Below are 21,615 nucleotides of genomic sequence, written 5' to 3' on the forward strand. Positions count from 1 at the left end.
TTTTGCAAGTATGACAACAGTTGCCAAACACATATCAAATCTATTGTACACACACGAGTGTGTTATCATCCCTAATTTGGGAGCCTTTGTATCAACACCGGTAAGTGCGACTATCAATACCGATAAAAACCTGTTTTTACCACCTACTAAAGAGATTGGTTTTAACAGAAGTTTGTCGCACAACGATGGTTTGCTGATAAGTACCCTAGGACAAGCCAACGGTATTAGTTATGGCAAAGCAAAAATTATGGTGGAGGAGTTTGTGGCAATGATTACCGAAGAGGTGAATCAAGGACAAATGGCCAACATAGAAAAGGTAGGAAGCCTAAAGAAAGATGCCTTGGGTTACTTGCAATTTGTGGCCGATAACTCTGAGAGTTATCAAACAGAGGCTTTTGGATTGAGCTCATTTCAGTTTGCGCCTGTTGTGGCCATGTCAAAGCCGGTTAGTGAGAATCAAACTGTACGCCGATTGTTGCAGCCAGTTGGATTAAAGCAAATAGCTGCATCGGTAGCTATGGTGGTTGGTTTGTTTGTTATTTCGCAATCATTAGATAATCCACTTCGAAACAATAAATTGGTAGAAGCCAATACCATGTCGTTTGTAATGCCAAGCAGTGCTGATAGAGCAGTAGAAGCGACCAAAGAAGTTAGCGTTGATGAGGTGCAGCAAGCAATAGAAGAAACGACGCCTGTTATTAAAAATAGTTATTACCTCATTGCCGGAAGTTTTAAAACTGCAGACCAGGCGCAACGTTTTTTAAATATTGTGCAAGAGATGGGCGAGGATAAGGCTTTTGTTTTGCCTAGTCCGAATAAGCGTTACCGCGTGGCCATTAATGGTTATGCCGATAAAACAGCCGCTATTTCGGAGTTGAATCAATACCGCAAAATGGAGGATTTTAAAACGGTGTGGGTATTAACACAGCATTAAAAAGAGAAGTATTACATTAGATATAAAGGCTGCTCAGAAATTCTGAAGCAGCCTTTTTTTATAGGCACGCCTTGGATGTCTGCTTTAGGGCAAAAATGCATTTTACCGCAGAGGGCCCAAAGCACCCAGAGGGAGTATATGTTTTTGGAATTATGATTGAGTTCTAGTAATGCTGTTGAATCTTTACCTTGGCTTTAGTTCTAAACAAGTTTCATTGATGTTTTGAATGAAACTTCTCTGTGCCCTTCTTTTACTCTGTGGTTAAATCATAAAATTTGCTTTTACCGCAGAGGGCGCAAAGCACGCAGAGGGGTGCGTGTTTTTGGAGTTAAGCTAAGTCTTAGTAATGCTGTTGAATCTTTACCTTGGTTTCATTTCTAAACAAGTTTTATTGATGTTTTGAATGAAATTCCTCTGTGTTCTTCTTATGCTCTGTGGTTCAATCTTAAAATTAGTTTTTACCGCAGAGGACGCAAAGCACACAGACGGAGTATTTGTTGTCTGTAACCTTAAGCTTATTGTTTCGAAAAGTGCCTATGAGCTTGTCTAGAATCTTCGTTTCCAGATAAACACATTTTTGATTCTAATCCTTTAACTTTCTCCTTTAGCTCTGTGCTTAATATTGGTTAAATTGTTTTTTCGGCAGCTTCTTCTACTGCTTTAAAAACACGTAAAAAGTTACCTCCCCATATTTTGTTGATATCCTTTTGGGTGTATCCTCGCTTTATTAATTCTTCTGTAATTTTCGGAAAATCGGCCACATCAACACAGTCGCTTAAACCGCCACCGCCATCAAAGTCTGAACCAATGCCTACATAATCAATTCCTACCAGATTTACCACGTAATCAATGTGGTTAACAGCATCAGCAATGCTTGGTAATACGGGCGGGTACTTAGTGTTTATCTCGCGCCACTCGCCCCAGGCTTTTTTTCTCTCTTCGTCCGAAGCATAGGTCCAGTTATTATATTTCAATCTCAACTCTTCCTTTTTTACATAGTTTAGCGATGTGGTATCTTCTTCTTGTATGTATGCTCCCAATATGCATATTTGAATAACGCCTCCTTTGCGTGCCAGGGCTTTAATCATGTCGTCATCCATATTGCGAGGGTGATTGCACAGTGAACGTACCGATGAGTGAGAGGCGAAGATTGGTGCAGTGCTTTTATCCAATACATCGTAAAAAGCTTTGTCCGATATGTGGGATACATCCACCAGTATGCCCAGTCTATTCATTTCTTTCAGCACTTCTTCGCCATAGTTACTTAGGCCATTGTGTTCTGGACCCTCTTTATCAGTTGATGAGTCGCAGATATCGTTGTTTTTTGTGTGTGCCAATGTTACATAGCGAATGCCTCTGTTGTAAAACTCCTCCACCCGCTTAATATCTTTATTCAAGGGAAAGCCATTTTCCATACCCAGATAAATAGCCCTCTTTCCTTCTTTTTCAATCGCTAATACGTCATCAGCACGAAGAGCTAAAGAGGCAATATCATCGTTTAAGGTCAAAGCTCGTTCGGTAGAGTCCAACATCTGGTGCGCCATTTGGTAGGCCAGAGCGTAGTTCTCATCCGTTCGCTGTCGCTGACTGGTAAAAATGGCAAAGAACATGGCGTCTAATCCGCCTTCTTTCATTCTTGGTAGGTCAACTCTGCTACCTGGTGCTTCGTGTGTTTTACCAATGTCGAATGATTGACGCAAAAAACGCATGGGGGTATCGCAATGGGTGTCGATGGTAATGGCCTGCTCGTGTACTTTGGCAGCATCAAGTGGTTTTAGCTGGCACGCTTGTAGGTACAAAGTGCCCAATAGCAAAAGTGTAAGTGTTTTGGTAATACTCATGTGTGTAGATTTAGGATTACAAAATAGTGATAATATTTTTGATCAAATAGTTATTACTTATTCATTACCTCTATTACATTTTGTAGCCAAGGATAGACGATTTTACGGATGATAATATCTATAATTAAAAATGTTTTGATAAGTTTACATGATGAATAATCAAATTAAACTTGCTTATAGAATTTTAATTATTATTGCTGCCTGTTTGGCTGGGGTTTATTACATCGGCTATTTAACAGGTGTAGTTGTAACATTGATAAATCAGATGTAAGCGGGCATATTTGATAATTGTTAGTACTAAACCTAATAACCTACTTGATTAATGAAGAATGCCTATAAAAACACGTGGGTAGTTTCCATACTATTCGTTGTTGGAAGCCTTATTACTTTGTATTTTAAAAGCTCACTGGCACAGTTCTTAAGTCAGTTGCATCCGAGTTTGAATACGATTCTACTGTATACTGCACTCGTTCTTTCTTTAATTATTTCTTTTTATTGCCATCGTAGGCTTGGTCGATTGATGGATATGAAATGGAGTTTGCAACGTATTGTCAAACAAATTGACTATAGTTTGCAAAAGCAATTGTGGTTTTTGCTGGTGTATTGGCTGCTGTTGCTACGTTACGTTATATCAAGCGAGAAAATTGATCTTTTCTTAGCTGGTTTATCACTTTTGCTAGTGTTCGGTCCACTTCGTAAAACCATGCGCTTAGCCCGAGGTCTTGATGCGGAACAAGCTTGATAATGCATCCTGCTATTTTGTAATTTGCGAACCTTTGCTGTGAATTTTTAAGGATGAAAGAGCTTATTGAATTTATAAAAACAGGAAGCTATTCGAGGGAATCGGTAACTATAAAAGGGCTATTTAAGCTTTATCTATTGCACATAGCATGGTGCATACCTCTTTCCATTCCATTTATTGTTTTGAAATTTGTGGATGCTTTACCCACCCATGCTTTTCAAAATATTGAAGATCCTTTGAAATTTATGTTTGGAGCAGTTTTTATAGCTCCCATTGTTGAGGAGCTGATTTTTCGTTGGCCTTTAGTGCCCACCAGGCTAAATATTAGTATTGCTCTATCGTTTTTTCTTACTTACGGAATTAAATATACACTTGGCTCTGCCTATGGTTATGAACTTTATTTGCAAAGTATACCTATTTGCATTCTTATCTATTTAGTGGCTCCCTTCATATGTATTGCTAAACAATTACCTTTTAAGTGCTTGATGCACTTCTTGGTTATTGCATTTGGCTTTTTGCATATTTCTAATTTCACAGAGGTCTATTGGTGGATGTATCTCATATTTCCTGTGTTAACAGTGCCGCAAATCGTACTTGGTTATGTTTGCTCATTTGCCCGTATGAAATATGGTGTCGTCTACAGCATAATACTGCATGCTTTTAACAATTTAGTTGTGTGCATACCTTTGCTAATTAAGTATCTGCATTAACAATAGTGTAGCAAAGTAGGAAAGGATCTCATTTGAATTGAAGGTATAAAAAAGAACCAGGCATGTTGCGCCTGGCTCCCTGTTAGAAATAAGTTGCTTTACTTTTTACAAATTGCTTTGTTATAGTGTGCCCATTTTGTGTGAGGCACTTTATAATGTATAGGCCAGATGCCAAATTTTGGACATCTACTTGTATGTCATTTTCTGCATTGGTAATTGTTTTGCTTTTTATCTTAATGCCTCTATAATTGTAAATATCTAACAATGTAATGTTACTATTGCTTTGTTTGATGTTGAGCGTGTTAATGACTGGGTTTGGATAGATGCTCAGCTTAATTTCTTCTAGTTGGTTTAGGGCAGTTGCAAGAGATAAAGAAACGGTTTTTGAAACAGCAACATCATCCACGGAAATGGAACCAGCAGCACTCTCATATCCGTTGGCAGTAATGGTATAAGAATAATTACCAGCATATATATTGGTAAAGCTTACTTTACCTTCTGCACTTGCAATTGCTGCTGTTTGACCTTCTATTTCAACGATGGCTCCTTCAATTGGAGCAATGCCATCAAGTACAGTAAATGAAACATCGTAATAAGCACTTAGGATGGCCTGATAGCGCTCATGCACATCTGTTACTGTTGTTCCGCCTGCATATGTTACTTTTTCATCATCTAACCAATGCTTAAAGGTAAATCCATCAATTGCTGGCGTTGGCAAATTAAAGGAGCTAAGGGTATTGGAGTAAAAAGCCTTTGACCCAATATAGCTTAATTTAGTGCACTGGCTTAAGTTGGCTTCGGGAAGTCGATTATAGGCAAAGGCATAACTTTCAATTTTTTCCAATGCTGTGCATGTGCTCAAGTCAATTGTGTTCAAATTATTGGATGCGAGAGCTCTGTGCCCAATGTATGTTAGTTTAGTGCAGTTGCTTAGATCAATGGCATACATTCCTATCAGGTTAAAACAGCTGCTGTTAATGCGCTCTACTTGTGCTGGCACCACAACGCTTCTTGAAACACCACCGTATGAAATGAGCTGTGTTAAATCATCCGTTGTATCAACATTACGTTTGTATATAAAACCCTCTGAGGGTTCATCATCGATAATTGTAATCTGATTATTGTTAAAGGCGGCTGAATAGATAGTAGTTGCATTAGGAGGTAAAGCTAAATCAGTAATGGAGTTGTTGCGAAAACTTTCGAAACCAACCGTTAATAATGCGGTGCAATTACTCAAATCTAATTTTTCAATTCTATTGTTATAGAATGCATGACCGCCAATATCTGATAAGGAAGTGCAACCACTTAAATCTAAATTTTCGATGCCACAAGACATAAATCCATATTGACCAATTGATGTGAGTTGGGAGCAATTGCTTAGGTCGATTGTTGGTACAGATAAGCTGTAGAGTGCAGATCGTTCAATGGTTTTTAATGCAGTGGCATTTGTGAAATCGATACTTGTTAAGCGACTAAGTACTAAAGCATCTTCACCAATGGTTTCAACCGTTGAAGTTACAATCAAACTTTTTGTAGCGCCTCCATAGGAAACTATGCGAGTGTAATCGATGCTAGCATCATCCTTGCGTGCATAAAATAAACCATCAACAGCTTGTCCATTAGCCCTTGTTATTACATTGCTATTAAAAGCAGCCATACCAATGTGCTGCAAGGTACTTGGCAAATTAACAGTTGTAATGCTGTTGTTGCAAAAAGCATAATCACCTATGTGGGTCATGCCTTCGGGAAAGGTAATGCTTGTTATACCTTTGTAATAGAAATCACTACTACTGTATGATCTTGCGTCTTTAATGCCTTTTACCGCTTGACCATCTAAAGTGGCGGGTATGATAATGTCTTTAATCGCAAAATCATACGAACAACTTTGTATCAAACCATCCGTGGTCATTTCAACATCGGCATCCTTTAAGGTGTATTGCGCTTTTGTTCCGTCAACAAAAGTTGCCCATATCACAGCAACTAAAACAAGTTTACTCGCTGTCTTTCCAATAATCTCTCTCATCCTAATTTAATCTTGATTGTGTGGTTAAATTAATTGCTATTGGTGTAGCCAGAGAGCGGGCGCAAAAGTAATAAAATTAGTGACTGAGCAGTATAGCGTAAGCTAGAAAAAGGGAAACAGGAGATTAGAAAAGATTTGAAAACAGCTAGTGTGAAAGATTGTAGGGCTAAGATTGATGATACTATTTTAGTTTAAAGCAATAGCAGCAAATACAAATATTAACTATGTTAACTTATGGGTTGATTTTTAGTGTAATAAATATGGGCATTCGTCACTGAATAGTACACGTTAGTCAACGGAGTGCTGATTTTTCTTAAAATGGAGTGTTACGATAAGCGAATACTGCAATAAACCTACAAAGGTTTAAAGTTGAATTATTATGAAACTATTTGATGAATTTGAAATTATAAGAAGAATGTTTGACTTAATTAGAAAGAAGCAAACGGGTTGTACAAGTACTTTTCATAAAAGGATAGGCGTATCAAGAGGTAAGTTATACAACTTACTTAATGAATTACATGATATAGGAATTGTTATTAAGTACGATAAACATTTGAAATATTTCTATTTAAGGGATGATATAGAGGTTAATGTGGAGGCGCCAATCCAAGTGATTAAGAAGGATGAATTACGAAAGATTAGAGGCGGGTTTTCATATTCATTCCATTTTTTTGGACAAGGTTAGTAGTAGTTTCGCACCAGCAATCAACATAACCTTAATTTATGAAGAAGATCTTTCCGCCTGAGATTATTGCGCAGTCAACAGAAAAGCACTTTTATGAGCATAATCGAAAATTCACTCGGATTTATGTCTTGAGCTTACTATTAATAGTTGCCTTACTCATTAGTTTGCCATTAATCTCTCTTGAAATCACTACGCAAAGTAGAGGCATCATTCGCACTCCTTATGAGAATAATAAAATACAAGGCTCACTATCGGGTCAAGTGGTACTCAATAATTTGCGCGAGGGCGATAAGGTAAAGGTAGCTGATACGCTTGTTGTGTTATGTAACGACCATCTACTTGAGCAAATAAGATTGGAAAAGAAGCAATTGGTAGAAAACAATGCATTTATTGAAGATATTGTTAAGCTTCTGAGTGGTATATATAAGCTAAATACTAAAAAATATCAGCACGAAGCAACAACGTTTCAAGCTCAAATGCAAGAGTTAGAGGTTAATAAACGTATTTTAAAGAGAGAATATGATATTGCTGAAAGTTTGTTTAGCGATAAGGTAATGCCGGAGTTGGAGTATTTACAAAAGAAAAACAAATACGAACTTCTTTTGTCGCAACTAGATCTTACAAAACGACAAGTATACAATAGTTGGCAAGCAGAAAAAACCAGACTAGAACAAGAGAACAGGAAGTTAAAATCCAGTATTTCAAAAACACAACTGGAATGTGAGAATTATATCGTTACTGCTCCAATATCAGGAACACTTTCAGAAGTAATTGGAATTTCTGAGGGAAGTTATATTACAATTGGGCAAGTATTGGCATATATTTCACCTGATGAACAGCTTATTGCTGAATGTTATATTAACCCAAAAGATATTGGGTATTTAACGGAAGGACAAACAGTAAGAATTCAACTAGATGCGTTTAACTACAATCAATGGGGCCTGATTCAGGGAGTAGTTACAACAATTACCGACGATGTTATAATTGTAAATAATCAACCGGTTTTTAAAGTGCGATGTAGCTTACCCGTTAATTATTTAAGTCTTAAATCAGGCCATAGGGGCTATTTAAAAAAGGGAATGACCTTAACTAGTCGTTTTGTACTTACTAACCGCACATTGTATCAACTGCTTTTTGATAAAGTAGATGATTGGATGAACCCTAAATTAGTTTCTAATGATAAAGATTAAGCAACACGATATTACTGATTGCGGGGCTGCTTGCCTAGCTTCCATTGCCTCTCACTATAAATTAAAATTACCAGTATCACGAATACGGCAATTAGCAGGTACCGATAAGAAAGGTACCAATGTATTAGGCCTTATTAAAGCTGCAGAGAAAATGGGTTTTACTGCTAAAGGTGTTAAAGGAGGAGTTGATGCTTTGCCAAAAATTCCTTTACCAGCAATTGCTCATGTGGTGGTGAAGGAAGTACTACAGCATTATGTTGTTATTTATAAGGTTGCTAAAGAGCAGGTTGAATACATGGACCCTGGCGATGGGCAAATGCATAAAGTTTCAATAGTTGAATTTGAGAAGCAATGGACTGGGGTTTTGGTTTTGTTGGCGCCCAATGACGACTTTATAGCCAGAAATGAAAAGGTATCTAATTTTAGCCGCTTTGTATTTTTAATTAAACCACACAAAAGTATCCTTGTGCAAGCCTTGTTAGGGGCAATTTTGTACACGGTACTGGGATTGTCTACATCCATCTATATTCAAAAGATAACTGATTATGTGTTGGTTGATGGTAATACCAACCTGTTAAACCTATTGAGTGTAGGAATGTTGGTTATCATCGTATTTCAGTTATTTATTGGTGTAGCTAAAACAATATTGATGTTGCGCACCGGTCAAATGATTGACGCTCGATTAATACTTGGTTATTACAAGCATTTATTACGATTGCCACAGCGTTTTTTTGATACCATGCGTGTGGGGGAGATTATTTCACGTATTAATGATGCTGTTAAAATTAGGGCATTTATTAACGATACAGCGGTTAACCTTGTCGTTAATATTTTCATTGTGTTTTTCTCCTTTGGACTGATGTTTATATATAGTTGGAAACTAGCCCTGATTATGGCAATTATTGTTCCGTTGTATGTGCTCATTTACTGGATTACGAATCGACTCAATAAAAAGCAAGAGCGTAAGGTGATGGAACACGCTGCTGAACTAGAAAGTCAGTTGGTTGAGTCACTTAACTCGGTGCGCACCATCAAACAATTTGGATTAGAGGATTTTACGAACGTAAAGACCGAAACACGTTTTATTACACTGCTTAAGACTGTGTATAAATCAGGCATTAACTCCATTTTTGCCGGTAATTCATCTGAGTTTTTAAGTAGGGTGTTTACCATAGTACTACTGTGGGTAGGTTCCTATTTTGTTATAGACCAAACAATAACCCCAGGTGAGCTATTGTCGTTTTATGCTATTATTGGCTACTTTACTTCTCCAGCAGCTAGCCTAATTGGTATGAATAAAACGGTGCAGAACGCACTAATTGCGGCTGACCGTTTGTTTGAGATAATGGATTTGGAGCGTGAGTCAGATGAAAACAAAATAGAACTGCGTAAAGACTTAATTGGAGATCTAAGATTTGAAAATATTTCTTTTAGCTATGGTACTCGCGTAGACGTTTTTGAGGAGTTTAATTTGATAATCCCTAAAGGTCGGCTGACGGCTATTATTGGCGAGAGTGGATCGGGGAAAACCACGCTGGCTGCTCTCATTCAGAAGCTATACCCTCTGAATAAAGGGAGTATATATATTGGGAAGCACAACATCAATTATTTTAACAACGAAAGTTTACGACAGCTGGTGGCCAGTGTGCCTCAAAAGTTAGACTTGTTTGCTGGTAATGTGGTAGAAAATATTGCTGTTGGAGAATTTAATCCTGATATGGAAAAGATATTAGCGGTTTGTAATCAACTAGGGATACTCAAATTCATCGAAAACCTACCCAATGGCTTTAATACCTATTTGGGCGAAAATGGGGCGAGTGTTAGTGGTGGTCAAAAGCAACGATTAGCCATAGCTCGTGCTTTATATCGTGACCCAGAGGTGCTTGTTCTCGATGAGGCAACTTCGTCCCTTGATTCGGAGTCGGAAAGTTACGTACAGCGTACACTTGATAGTTTAAAACAGCAAGGTAAAACCATTGTTGTGATTGCCCACCGTTTAAGTACTGTGATGAATGCAGATAAGATTGTGGTGCTTGAAGAAGGTAAGCTAATAGAAGAAGGTACCCACTATCATTTGTTTGAACAACAAGGCAAATATTTTAATATGTGGCAAAAGCAAATGCCTCAATTGAAAGAAGAATTAGAGGCCAAGTGAAAACATTATAAAACCAGAAACTTATGATTCTATTGCATACACTTGAACGACTCAAGCAGATTAATGAGCTGATTAAAACAAAATCAACAGGCAAGCCCAAGGAGTTTTCAAAAAAGATTGGCATTAGCGAAAGTCACCTCTACCGTTGTATTAACGAGATTAAGGAGATGGGAGCTCCCATTAAGTTTTGTCGTAAAAGAGACTCTTATTATTACGAGAAAACCTTTGAAATTAAAGTCAATTACTCCATTGAATTAGTATCGGAAGAGGAGAGTAGAAAAATAAACGCAGGTTTTAACTTAAATAATAGCTCACTACTTTTTTATGAGAGTGGGGGACTTTAGTTTTGCACATGTAACGTTACAAAATACCCCGATGGACAAGCTTGCAACTTTTCTTCCAACGGGGCGCTGGCCACAGCCAGCACAAAATTAATTATTTTATAAACTTAAATTTTGTGAAAATGAAAAATTTAAATGATTTAGGCGTTCAGGAGTTAAGCAAAAAAGACATGAAGAAAACTGATGGAGGTGGTTGGAGAGGTGCAATTGCCGGTGCATGTCTAGGAGCAATGACTGGAAACCCTGCCGGAGTTTTGATTGGTGCTATCGCCGGTGCATTTATTTTAGACTAAATTTGGAAATAGTCACTATTGACTCAATAGTGACTATTTTTACTTCATATGATTTTACCAAATAACGACTTTAAATCCATAGCGGATTATTTCAAAAAGAGTAAAGAAAATACTGATCGAACAGTTAATGATCGTACTTGTATCGATTTGGATTTTCATGATTTCTTTAATTCTGTTGATTATACCCAGTCAAAGCCTGGGCAGCAATGCCTGTACGCCCGCTTAAGAAACTTGGGTAATGGCTTGTTAGGTGTTGATTCGTCGGAACAGTTAATTCATTTTCTACAAGAAAACCATGAGGCACTAAATCGGGTAAAAAAGAACCTGAACCGTCTGAATAGTCATGATGCCTACTATATAAATTCCCTGTTTCAAGATGAACCATTGGCAAAGCCTAAGTGGCTTTGGTTAATGCCAATTTTATCATTTACGAGTTTAGCCTTGAGTGTTCTTTCTTTTTTTCAATTCATATTTTTGGTGCCTTTAATACTGTTGGTAGTAGTCAATTTATTAATCCATTATTGGAATAAGAAGAACGTGTATGTCTATATAAACGGCATATCTCAATTGTTAGAATTAATACGATGTGCCAAATTATTGGACAAAGAAGATCTGCCTCAGCTACCTGGTATTGGTGATGATATCAAATTATTGCAGACACTTAAGTGGCAATTTGCATTTTTTAAAATTGAATCGAAGTTTCAGAGTGATTTTACAATGCTTTTGTGGGGAGTGTTCGAATTGATAAAAATTATAGGTTTGTTAGAGCCTTTATTATTTTACAAAACTATTGGATCGATTAGTAATAAGAGGAGTGCAATTAAACGAGTGTTTCAATATGTAGGAGAGCTTGACGTTATGGTCTCAACTATTCGCTTACGAGAAAACTTACCATTTTATTGCCTTCCTAAGATAAACGATGAAAACCAATTTGAGGGATTCGAAGTTTATCATCCTTTGATTGAAAAGTGTGTTACAAATTCATTTAGCCTTAGCAACAAGTCTATGTTACTTACAGGATCAAATATGTCAGGTAAGACATCTTTTATTCGCATGGTTGGCTTGAACGCGATAGCAGCTTTTGCTCTTAACACTTGTTTCGCATCGAAATTTACTTTGCCAATTTTGAGTATTTTTTCGGCCATACGCATGAGTGATGATTTGCTAAATGATAAAAGCTATTACTTTGAAGAGGTTCTGACAATCAAGCACCTGTTAGATATGAGTAAGCAAAAGCCGTGTCTGCTATTGCTTGATGAAGTATTTAAAGGAACCAATACCATTGAACGTATTGCCATTGCTAAATCTGTATTATCTGATTTGGCTCATAAAACAAATTTTGTACTGGCAGCTACTCACGATATTGAATTGACCGAACTGTTATCGCATCAATATGATCTATTCCATTTTTGTGAGCAAGTAAATAATAGGGATGTTGATTTTGATTATCGATTAAAAGAGGGAGCCTTAAAACAAACGAATGCAATCCGTATTCTCGAAGCGAATGCTTATCCGGCATCAGTTGTATCTGAAGCAAGAGTCATTGCTAATAAGCTGCAGTTACAAAATAATTAATTCATCTACTTCACCTGCAAATGAATATGGTCGTCGTGCCGTACCGAATGACAGCCTTGGAAACGGATTTTTTTATTTTTCAGGCGTAAGCGTTCTTTCAAGTGCGGCTCCAAAAATACTTTGTCAACTGCAGGGTGCTGTGTGAGTGCATCCATGAGGTCTTTGGTGCCTTTTTCTGAAAAGTGTAACTCGCCGTTAATGCTGCCCAATGTTAAATATTTAGGTAGATCGTAGTAGGAGAAACCAGCTGTTTGACACGCTTTGTGTTGGTTTAGTTCTCCCTTTTTAGGACCTTCAAACACACCGTATCCGCTCACTGATTTGGAGGAATTGACAATTTCGCCTTTGGCATTTTCATACACCAAGCTAAAGTCCACTTTTTTACCGTCGTTATGGCTCAAGTGTGGCAGTAATGGAAAACCAGGTAATAAAGGGAATCCTGCATCCAGATAACGCATAATTACCTGATCGTTACTTTCAGCAAGTTTTTTTGATACATCCAGCAGGTAGCTATTGAGTTCGCTACTCACATAATTACGATTCATCAGTACCGTTAAGTAATTGGCAGGTTTTAAATTGTGCCTATGTTCAATGCGTTGTCGGTTAAATAGTTTAGCAACTAATGGTGTTGTAACAAAAGTTCCAAGGCAATAGATAATTACAAAAGCAGCCAGTCCTTTTAAGGGAAAAGTGAGTTTAATACGTTTGGAAAAAACAAAGGACATGAGGTACACTACTCCACCTATTTGCGTGAGTATGGTAAGTAAAATAAATACAAACGCATGTATGCCTATCTTTCCTGTTTGTTTCATTTATGATGTTGTTATACCACTATAAATCCATGAGCGCTGGTATAATGCCGATACATAATCAACGTGGCTTTAGAAATGGGATGCACTAAAGTCGCATTTTGATTAGTAAACGGTATTAGCTGGTGGCAAGATAGCTTTTTAATTGTTCTTTGATAAAATAATTCCATCCGCCTTGGCAACTTTCACGGCTAAACTCGGGCACTTTTGGTTCAAAACTACCCATCCCTTCACTAATAACGATCAGTGTTGTATAGGTCTCTTTTTCTTCAATTTTAAACGTTACAAATCCTACACCTGTATAGTCTTCGTAGCTCCAGTGATATTTAATTAGCTTTAGCTTTTCTACCTCAATAATGCGCCATAAATGCATAAACTGACGTTCGCCTGCATCAACCATAAATTGTGTTTCAAAGCCAGGCTCAGCTTTAAAATCTGGTATGTTGTTAAAGAACCATTGGCGCATTTCATCTACCTTGGTAATTGCTTCCCAAATTCTAGCGCTTGAGCAGTTAAAAATCTGCTGGGTAATTATCGCTTCTACTTTCATACAATTTGCCTTCATTTGAGACTACTTGTCCCGATTATTCGGGATGGAACTTACCAATATCATCCCTTTGCCTGGGTGAGAAGCTATTCTAAAGCTTCGTTTCATTAAGATGTTTCTCACAAAATAAGACATTATCTTTTTATTTGCGATTGAACTATGAGATATGACATTTGCAAAGTCATCCTTAAATAGTTACACAATACTAGGGAGTTATATGTTTTAAACATGAAATTTTTAAAAAAGTGTATATTTGGCTTCTGAGTGGAAAATCCAATAAATCAGTTTATGGAGGTTAAAAGGACGTTTGATTTGCTTGCTAATCTCAAGCAAAACATCAATAAGGATGATATCCTGTGCGCCAAGCGCAACAAAGAATGGGTTAAGTTTAGTGTAAATGAATATAGTGAGCAGGCCCGCTTGTTTAGCTATGGATTACTTGCCAAAGGTTTTACCAAGGGAGACAAAATTGTAACGGTTTCGAATAATCGGCCCGAATGGAATTTTGTTGATATGGGCATGTCGATGATTGGCGTGGTGCACGTACCTGTTTACCCTACTATTTCGGATGAGGAGTACAAATACATATTAGAGCATAGCGATGCCAAAATGTTGATCGTAAGTGACATCATCTTGTATAATCGTTTGTCTGAAGTAGCCAAAGATATTGAGAGCATCAAAGAGATTTATACCTTTAATGACATAAAGGATGCCTCCAACTGGAGTGAGATAACCTCTTTGGGCGAGCAGGAGCGTATTCGTTGGAAAGATGAGTTTAAAACAATCCGCGATGGCATTAGCGAAGATGAGTTAGTGTCGATTATTTATACCTCTGGAACAACGGGTAACCCCAAAGGTGTAATGTTGAGTCATAAGAACTTTATGAGCAACATGAAAGATGCTATTCCGCGCTACCCTTTAAGTGCCGAAGATAACATACTTAGTTTTTTACCGCTCTGCCATGTTTACGAGCGCATGATTAACTATTTGTTTCAGGCCAATGGCTGCAGTATTTATTATGCTGAGAATCTGGGAACCATTGCACAAAATCTGGTGGAGATAAAAGCAACAGCGTTTGTTACGGTACCACGTGTGATAGAGCGTATTTACGATAAATTAGTATCCAAGGGAAATGATCTATCTGGCATTAAAAAAACTTTGTTTTTCTGGGCTATGAAGTTGGGCGAACGTTATCGAACCAATGGTAAGAACTACCCTTTGTACGCTGCTAAATTAAAAATAGCTCGTAAGCTTATCTTCTCAAAATGGCAAAAGGCTTTTGGAGGAAATCTTCGTTTGGTTGTGAGTGGTGGAGCAGCCCTTCAGCCACGTTTGAGTCGCTTGTTTTTTGCGGCTGGTATTCCATTGATGGAAGGTTATGGATTAACCGAAACAGCTCCCGTTATTGCGTCGAATCATATTGCTGAGCCCGACAACCTAATGATTGGAACCGTAGGAACCGTTTTCGATAGTGTGGATATACGTATTGAAGAGGATGGCGAGATACTGGCCAAAGGTCCTAATATTATGATGGGCTATTACAAGGATGAGAAAACAACTGCTGAAGTAATTAATAAGGATGGCTGGTTTCATACCGGCGATATCGGAACATTGGTAAAAGGACGTTTTTTAAAAATTACCGATCGTAAAAAGGAGATGTTTAAGCTGTCGAGTGGTAAATACATCGCCCCCCAATCCATCGAAAACTTATTGAAAGAATCGGATTTTATTGAGCAGGCCATAATTGTTGGGGAGAGTGAGAAGTTTGCTGGTGCTATTTTATCGCCTAATTTCAATCACTTGCACCTGTGGGCGCACGATCATAAAATTCACTTCCGCGATAACCAGGAACTAATCAATAACGAAAAGGTATTGGCTATTTTCCGTAAAGAAGTGATGCGTTTTAATAAGCTCATTGGTAAGCACGAGGAGGTTAAGCGTTTTCGATTAGTGCATGAGGCCTGGACATCGGCCAGTGGAGAATTATCTCCGACCTTAAAACTGCGTCGCCGTATTATTTACCGCAAATATGCCGATGTATTGCGCGAGATGTACGCCTATGGCGAGAATGAGGAGAATAAGGGATCGATCAAGTTTGGATAGTGCTGTGACTAAATAGTTAAAGCACTTTTCGATACTAAAACAAGCTATGATCAAATAGTCAAGGCTTGTCGACGCACTGATTCTGCTCGTGACTATTTAGTCATAGCGTTTTCCGAGAGTGAATGAAGCTTTAACTAAATAGTCATGACATGTTTCTGGCTTTACTTTAGCTTTGACTATTTAGTCATGGCTCCAGGAAGTAAAGAAGTGGCTTAATCAAATGATTAAAGCATGTTTTGCTAAACAAGCTCATAACTTCTTAATAAAACCAAGAATTAACTTGAGTATATAACAAAGGCCTTGAGAGCGATCTCAAGGCCTTAATTTTTACAAGTTGTGAGATCTTAAACCTCACGCACTTAAATCTATTTTTTCATTTCTTTATACGCATTTACCAAACCATTGGTAGAAGCATCGTGCGATACCACTTTATCATTGCTGATTAGCTCTGGTAAAATAGCATTGGCTAACTGCTTACCCAATTCAACGCCCCACTGGTCAAAGCTGTACACGTTCCAGATAATGCCCTGTACAAATATTTTGTGCTCATACATGGCAATTAAAGAACCTAAAGTACGCGGATTCAACTCTTTCATTAAAATTGAGTTGGTTGGGATGTTGCCCAAGAATACTTTGTACGGCAACAACTCAGCAATCTCAGCATCCGATTTACCAGCCGCTTTAAACTCAGCAGTTACCTGTTCGGCTGTTTTACCAACCATCATGGCTTCTGTTTGTGCAAAAAAGTTAGCCAACAATTTTGGGTGATGATCACTCAATGGATTATGACTCTTCGCAGTAGCCATAAAATCACAAGGAATTAATTTAGTACCCTGGTGTATTAATTGGTAAAAAGCATGCTGACCATTGGTTCCTGGCTCACCCCAAAGGATAGGGCCAGTCTGGTAATTTACCTTTTCGCCATTACGATCCACATACTTACCATTGCTCTCCATATTACCCTGCTGGAAATAAGCTGAGAAACGGTGCATGTACTGGTCATAAGGTAAGATAGCCTCTGTTTCGGCACCATAGAAGTTGTTGTACCATACACCAATCATTGCTAAAATAACTGGTAGGTTACTTTCCATCGGACATGTTTTAAAATGGATGTCCATGGCATGAGCTCCTTCCAATAGCTCGCGGAAGTTATCAAAGCCAATGCCACAAGCAATGCTCAATCCAATGGCCGACCATAACGAATAACGACCACCAACCCAGTTCCAGAATGCAAACATGTTAGCGGTGTCGATACCAAATGCAGCAACTGATTCGGCATTGGTTGACAGAGCAACAAAATGCTTGGCTACAGCAGCTTCGTCTTTAGCAGCTTCTAAAAACCACGACTTAGCCGAGTTGGCGTTGGTCATTGTTTCCTGTGTAGTAAAGGTTTTTGAAGCTATGATGAATAATGTTGTTTCAGGGTTAACAGCTTTAAGTGTTTCGGCAATATGAGTACCGTCAACATTAGATACAAAATGAAGATCTACATTTTTCTTGTATGGCTTTAAGGCTTCAGTCACCATTAAGGGACCTAAGTCAGAACCACCAATACCAATGTTTACAATATCGGTAATTGCTTTGCCAGAGTATCCTTTCCATTCGCCTGAGATTACTTTCTCAGAGAATGTTTTCATCTGGTCCAACACAGCATTAACATCTGGCATTACATCTTTACCATCAACCATAACAGGTGTGTTGCTACGGTTACGCAAAGCTGTGTGTAATACAGCGCGTCCTTCTGTTACGTTAATAGCTTCGCCAGCAAATTGGCTTTCGATGGCCGACTTTAAGCCACACTCATCGGCCAATTGCATTAACAATGACATTACTTTAGCATCAATGCGGTTTTTTGAATAGTCCAAAAGAATATCTTCAAAACGCAATGAGAATTTGTTGAAACGCTCGCCATCTTTGGCAAACAAGTCTTTCATGTGCGTGTCTTGAAACTGGGCATAATAGGCCTCTAGCTCTTTCCACGCTTTGGTGGTAGTTGGATTAATACCTGGTAACATGGTAGTAGTATTTGTTTGTTTGTATTGATATGTTTTTCAGTTCCTATTTGTCTCCCGCAGATTGCGCAGATTTTCGCTGATATTTAATTCTGTTTACTTTTCTGCATTTCTCTGTGTTATCTGCGGGCAATTATTTATATGTCGTGTTTTTTATCTCCCGCTGATTCCGCTGATTTTCGCTGATGTTTTATTGTGTTTATTTTTTTTCTGCGTCTATCTGCGTTATCTGCGGAACAACTATTTATAAACCATTTACTTTTCTGAAAATCCCACTACTTATTTCAGCAACATTAAAGTTAACCAATATAGCAAGCTTGAGTTTAGTAATCTTCAAATCCGATATGACTTGTTTATGATGCACTTCAGCTAAGTTCTCAACAGATTTAAGTTCAATTATCACCTTATCTTCAACCAGTAAATCAAGCCTGAATCCAATATCTAGCTTTACTTCTTTATAGTAAACAGGGACAGGCACTTCTTTTTCAACTTTAAAGCCCATTTCACTTAATTCGTAAAATAAAGCAGCCGAATATACCGATTCTAATAAGCCAGGTCCAAGCGCATTATAGACATTAAAAATTGCTCCTCTAATATTATATGAAATGTCATTTTCAGTCATTAGATATAGCTATGTTTGGTTGGCTTCAGGTAACTATTTTAGTTCTTTGTCTTTTCTCCTGCTGATTTCGTTGATCGTCGCTGATTTTTTTACATTCAATATGTATTTTTCTTCTGCGTTTATCTGCGTAATCAGTGGGAAGTTTTTTTACCTCAGGTGCTCAGTTAAAAGACGAATCTCCATGGCAGGAGATATTTTATCGTATATGATGTTGTAAACAGCCTCAGTAATTGGCATGTTTACTTTGTATTTGTCGTTTATCTCATGGATGCTTTTTACCGCATAATAACCCTCTGCAATCATCAGCATTTCCATTTGTGCGTATTTTACCGAGTAGCCTTTCCCAATCATGGTACCAAACATACGGTTACGACTAAACTGCGAGTAGGCAGTTACCAACAAGTCACCTAAATAGGCCGAGCTCTTAATATCGCGCGTAATTGGATGAACTGTATCAACAAAGCGTTTCATCTCTTGAATACCATTGGAGATTAATACCGCTTGAAAATTATCACCATAACCCAAACCGTGGCAAATACCCGAGGCTACTGCCATAATGTTTTTGAGTACCGCCGCATACTCAGTTCCGTATATATCATCCGATATAGTGGTCATGATGTACGGAGTTTTTAAAAAGCTGGCAAACAAACGGGCGCGCTTAATATCCTGGCAGGCAATGGTCAGGTACGAAAGGCGCTCAAGTGCAACTTCCTCGGCATGACATGGGCCACTAATAACGCCTATGGACTCGGTTGGTACATCGTATTTTTGTGTGAAGTACTGTCCGATAATTAGGTTTTCATCAGGCACCAATCCTTTAATGGCCGATACAATAAACTTATCGTGCAAAGGCTCAGTAAGATGCTCTAATGCTGATTTGATAAAAGCCGATGGTATGGCCAGTATTAGAATATCCGACTCGCGAACAACCTCATTGATGTCATCTGAAAAAAAGATTTTATCAGGATTGAATTCTACACTAGTAAGGTAATTGGGGTTGTGGCGATAACGTTTAAAATCATCAATATGTGATTTGTCGCGGAAGTACCAATTGATGGATGTTACATTATTAAATAGCATTTTAGCAATAGCAGTTGCCCAGCTTCCACTACCGATAATGCCTACTTTAGATGATTCATCCATATGTTGTGTGTTTTGATTCTGAATTTAGCGAGATAAAAATAAGACAAAAAAGGAATAATTGCCTTTTTTGTCTTATAGGATTAACAATTTCTTAAGCTAACCAAGCTTTTACTTCATCCTGTGATGGATTTTTCAAGCCTAATTTATTCTTTTTGTTGTAGCCACAAATGTCTTGAAAGATCTTGGTGTGTTTTGTTTCTTTAAGTGCATCTACCTTGCTAAAACCAATGGCACGAATCACTTCAATCCACTCAGGAGCAATGCCTAATTCAGCAAATTTCTCATCACTATCTGGCTGTACTTTCTTTTCAGGGCGCATCTGAGGGAAGAACAATACATCTTGAATAGAATCCTGACCAGTCATAAACATGGTTAAGCGGTCGATACCAATACCCATACCCGATGTTGGTGGCATACCATATTCAAGAGCACGAACAAAATCCATATCAATAAACATGGCCTCGTCATCACCTTTTTCAGATAACTTCATCTGCTCCTGGAAGCGTTCCAATTGGTCAATCGGATCATTTAACTCGGTATAGGCATTACAAAGCTCTTTTCCGTTTACCATTAATTCAAAACGCTCGGTTAACTCAGGATTGTCGCGGTGCTTTTTGCACAATGGTGACATCTCAACTGGATAATCGGTAATGAATGTTGGCTGAATCATGTGACCTTCACATTTCTCACCAAAAATTTCATCAATCAATTTTCCTTTACCAAAGGTTTCATCAACTTCAATGTGTAATTCATCACACACTTTAAACAGTTGTTCTTCATTCATACCGTTAATGTCAATTCCTGTATGCTCTTTAATGGCATCAATCATTGTTAAGCGACGGTATGGTGCTTTAAAATCAATTTCTTTATCGCCAATGGTTACAGTTGTTTTGCCGTGAAGTGCTAAAGCCACTTTTTCAAGCATTGTTTCTGTAAATTCCATCATCCACTTGTAGTCTTTATAGGCTACATAAATCTCCATTACGGTAAATTCTGGATTGTGCGTACGATCCATTCCTTCGTTACGGAAATCTTTAGCAAACTCATACACACCATCAAAACCACCAACAATTAGTCGTTTTAGGTAAAGCTCATTGGCAATACGCATGTACAATGGAATGTCTAATGCGTTGTGGTGCGTAATAAACGGACGTGCAGATGCACCTCCTGGTATTGGCTGTAGAATTGGTGTCTCAACTTCTAAGTATCCAGCATTATCAAACATCTCACGCATGGTTCTGATAATAGTGCGACGCTTTTCAAATACTTCTTTTACCTGTGGATTCACAATTAAGTCAACGTAGCGCTGACGGTAACGCATTTCTGGATCGGTAAATGCATCGTATGTTTTGCCATCTTTCTCTTTAACAATTGGAAGCGGCTTTAATGACTTACTTAATACAGTTAACTCCTGCACGTGAAGTGTTGTTTCGCCCATTTGCGTTTGAAACACAAACCCTTTTACACCAATAATATCACCCATATCCAATAATTTTTTGAATACAGTGTTGTAAAGTGTTTTGTCTTCGCCAGGGCACATGTCATCGCGGTTCAAATAAATTTGAATACGACCTTCAGCATCTTGTAACTCAGCAAAAGAAGCTTTACCCATGATGCGTCGGCTCATAATACGGCCAGCGATCACAACCTCTTTCATGTTATCTTTTTCAGGATCAAATTCCTGTTTTATCTCAGTTGACAGATGAGTGGTTTTATATTGTGCTGCCGGGTAGGCGTTAATACCCAGTTTGTTTAGCTCTTCTAAACTTTTTCGTCTGATAATTTCCTGTTCGCTCAGTTCCAACGTACTCATTCTATAATCTATTTTTAGAACATTACTAAAATGACAGATTTACCTGTCAACCGTTATTGTTTTTCTTTTACAAAAGA

General features: G+C 38.0%; 18 protein-coding genes. 10 read left to right on the top strand and 8 right to left on the bottom strand.

Annotated features, from left to right (window positions below):
• The first annotated feature begins 10 nt into the window (after positions 1-10).
• Positions 11-934, top strand: a complete 924-nt coding sequence (locus tag FNN09_RS00480; protein WP_143299502.1) for an SPOR domain-containing protein — start codon at positions 11-13, stop codon at positions 932-934.
• A gap of 626 nt (positions 935-1,560) precedes the next feature.
• On the opposite strand, the gene FNN09_RS00485 is transcribed toward FNN09_RS00480, so the two are convergent.
• Complete coding sequence (locus FNN09_RS00485) at positions 1,561-2,775, bottom strand: dipeptidase (protein ID WP_143299503.1); 1,215 nt, start codon at positions 2,773-2,775, stop codon at positions 1,561-1,563.
• Positions 2,776-3,097: 322 nt separating this feature from the next.
• Between FNN09_RS00485 and FNN09_RS00490 the strand changes: the two genes are divergently transcribed.
• Positions 3,098-3,517 carry a hypothetical protein gene (locus tag FNN09_RS00490; protein ID WP_143299504.1) on the top strand — a complete coding sequence of 140 codons (420 nt, stop codon included), beginning with the start codon at positions 3,098-3,100 and terminating at the stop codon, positions 3,515-3,517.
• Between the two features lie 53 nt (positions 3,518-3,570).
• Entirely contained in the window at positions 3,571-4,227 is a 657-nt protein-coding gene (locus FNN09_RS00495; protein WP_143299505.1) for a type II CAAX prenyl endopeptidase Rce1 family protein, read from the top strand.
• 82 nt (positions 4,228-4,309) lie between these two features.
• Here the strand turns inward: FNN09_RS00495 and FNN09_RS00500 are convergent, their stop codons facing one another.
• Positions 4,310-6,250 carry a leucine-rich repeat protein gene (locus tag FNN09_RS00500; protein WP_143299506.1) on the bottom strand — a complete coding sequence of 647 codons (1,941 nt, stop codon included), beginning with the start codon at positions 6,248-6,250 and terminating at the stop codon, positions 4,310-4,312.
• Positions 6,251-6,629: 379 nt separating this feature from the next.
• On the opposite strand from FNN09_RS00500, the gene FNN09_RS00505 reads away from it, so the two are divergent.
• The 6 genes from FNN09_RS00505 to FNN09_RS00530 all read left to right on the top strand — a co-directional run bounded on the left by FNN09_RS00505 (position 6,630) and on the right by FNN09_RS00530 (position 12,489).
• Positions 6,630-6,935, top strand: coding sequence for a hypothetical protein (locus FNN09_RS00505; protein ID WP_143299507.1), 306 nt, complete (start codon positions 6,630-6,632; stop codon positions 6,933-6,935).
• A 38-nt stretch (positions 6,936-6,973) separates the two neighbouring features.
• Complete coding sequence (locus FNN09_RS00510; RefSeq protein ID WP_143299508.1) at positions 6,974-8,125, top strand: HlyD family secretion protein; 1,152 nt, start codon at positions 6,974-6,976, stop codon at positions 8,123-8,125.
• Entirely contained in the window at positions 8,112-10,280 is a 2,169-nt protein-coding gene (locus FNN09_RS00515; protein WP_143299509.1) for a peptidase domain-containing ABC transporter, read from the top strand. Before FNN09_RS00510 ends, FNN09_RS00515 begins: the two co-directional genes overlap by 14 nt.
• A 23-nt stretch (positions 10,281-10,303) precedes the next feature.
• Positions 10,304-10,624, top strand: coding sequence for an HTH domain-containing protein (locus FNN09_RS00520; protein WP_143299510.1), 321 nt, complete (start codon positions 10,304-10,306; stop codon positions 10,622-10,624).
• 119 nt (positions 10,625-10,743) lie between these two features.
• Positions 10,744-10,914, top strand: a complete 171-nt coding sequence (locus tag FNN09_RS00525; RefSeq protein WP_143299511.1) for a Blp family class II bacteriocin — start codon at positions 10,744-10,746, stop codon at positions 10,912-10,914.
• 48 nt (positions 10,915-10,962) lie between these two features.
• Positions 10,963-12,489 (top strand): DNA mismatch repair protein MutS, encoded by a 1,527-nt coding sequence (locus tag FNN09_RS00530; RefSeq protein ID WP_143299512.1) that lies wholly within the window; start codon positions 10,963-10,965, stop codon positions 12,487-12,489.
• 5 nt (positions 12,490-12,494) lie between these two features.
• Here FNN09_RS00530 and FNN09_RS00535 read toward each other — a convergent pair whose 3' ends face one another.
• Complete coding sequence (locus FNN09_RS00535) at positions 12,495-13,301, bottom strand: hypothetical protein (RefSeq protein ID WP_143299513.1); 807 nt, start codon at positions 13,299-13,301, stop codon at positions 12,495-12,497.
• A gap of 115 nt (positions 13,302-13,416) precedes the next feature.
• Entirely contained in the window at positions 13,417-13,848 is a 432-nt protein-coding gene (locus FNN09_RS00540) for an SRPBCC domain-containing protein (RefSeq protein WP_143299514.1), read from the bottom strand.
• Positions 13,849-14,133: 285 nt separating this feature from the next.
• Between FNN09_RS00540 and FNN09_RS00545 the strand changes: the two genes are divergently transcribed.
• A complete protein-coding gene (locus FNN09_RS00545; RefSeq protein ID WP_143299515.1) occupies positions 14,134-15,948 on the top strand; it encodes a long-chain fatty acid--CoA ligase in 1,815 nt (604 codons plus the stop codon).
• Positions 15,949-16,313: 365 nt separating this feature from the next.
• Here the strand turns inward: FNN09_RS00545 and pgi are convergent, their stop codons facing one another.
• The 4 genes from pgi to lysS all read right to left on the bottom strand — a co-directional run bounded on the left by pgi (position 16,314) and on the right by lysS (position 21,538).
• Entirely contained in the window at positions 16,314-17,963 is a 1,650-nt protein-coding gene (pgi, locus tag FNN09_RS00550; protein ID WP_143299516.1) for a glucose-6-phosphate isomerase, read from the bottom strand.
• 241 nt (positions 17,964-18,204) lie between these two features.
• Complete coding sequence (locus tag FNN09_RS00555; RefSeq protein WP_143299517.1) at positions 18,205-18,582, bottom strand: GxxExxY protein; 378 nt, start codon at positions 18,580-18,582, stop codon at positions 18,205-18,207.
• A gap of 147 nt (positions 18,583-18,729) precedes the next feature.
• Positions 18,730-19,725 (bottom strand): NAD(P)H-dependent glycerol-3-phosphate dehydrogenase, encoded by a 996-nt coding sequence (locus FNN09_RS00560; RefSeq protein WP_143299518.1) that lies wholly within the window; start codon positions 19,723-19,725, stop codon positions 18,730-18,732.
• A gap of 91 nt (positions 19,726-19,816) precedes the next feature.
• Positions 19,817-21,538, bottom strand: a complete 1,722-nt coding sequence (gene lysS / locus FNN09_RS00565) for a lysine--tRNA ligase (protein WP_143299519.1) — start codon at positions 21,536-21,538, stop codon at positions 19,817-19,819.
• Positions 21,539-21,615 lie beyond the last annotated feature (77 nt).

Origin of the sequence: Carboxylicivirga sp. M1479 (assembly GCF_007097485.1) — a bacterium.
In the GTDB taxonomy this organism is placed as follows: Bacteria; Bacteroidota; Bacteroidia; order Bacteroidales; family Marinilabiliaceae; genus Carboxylicivirga.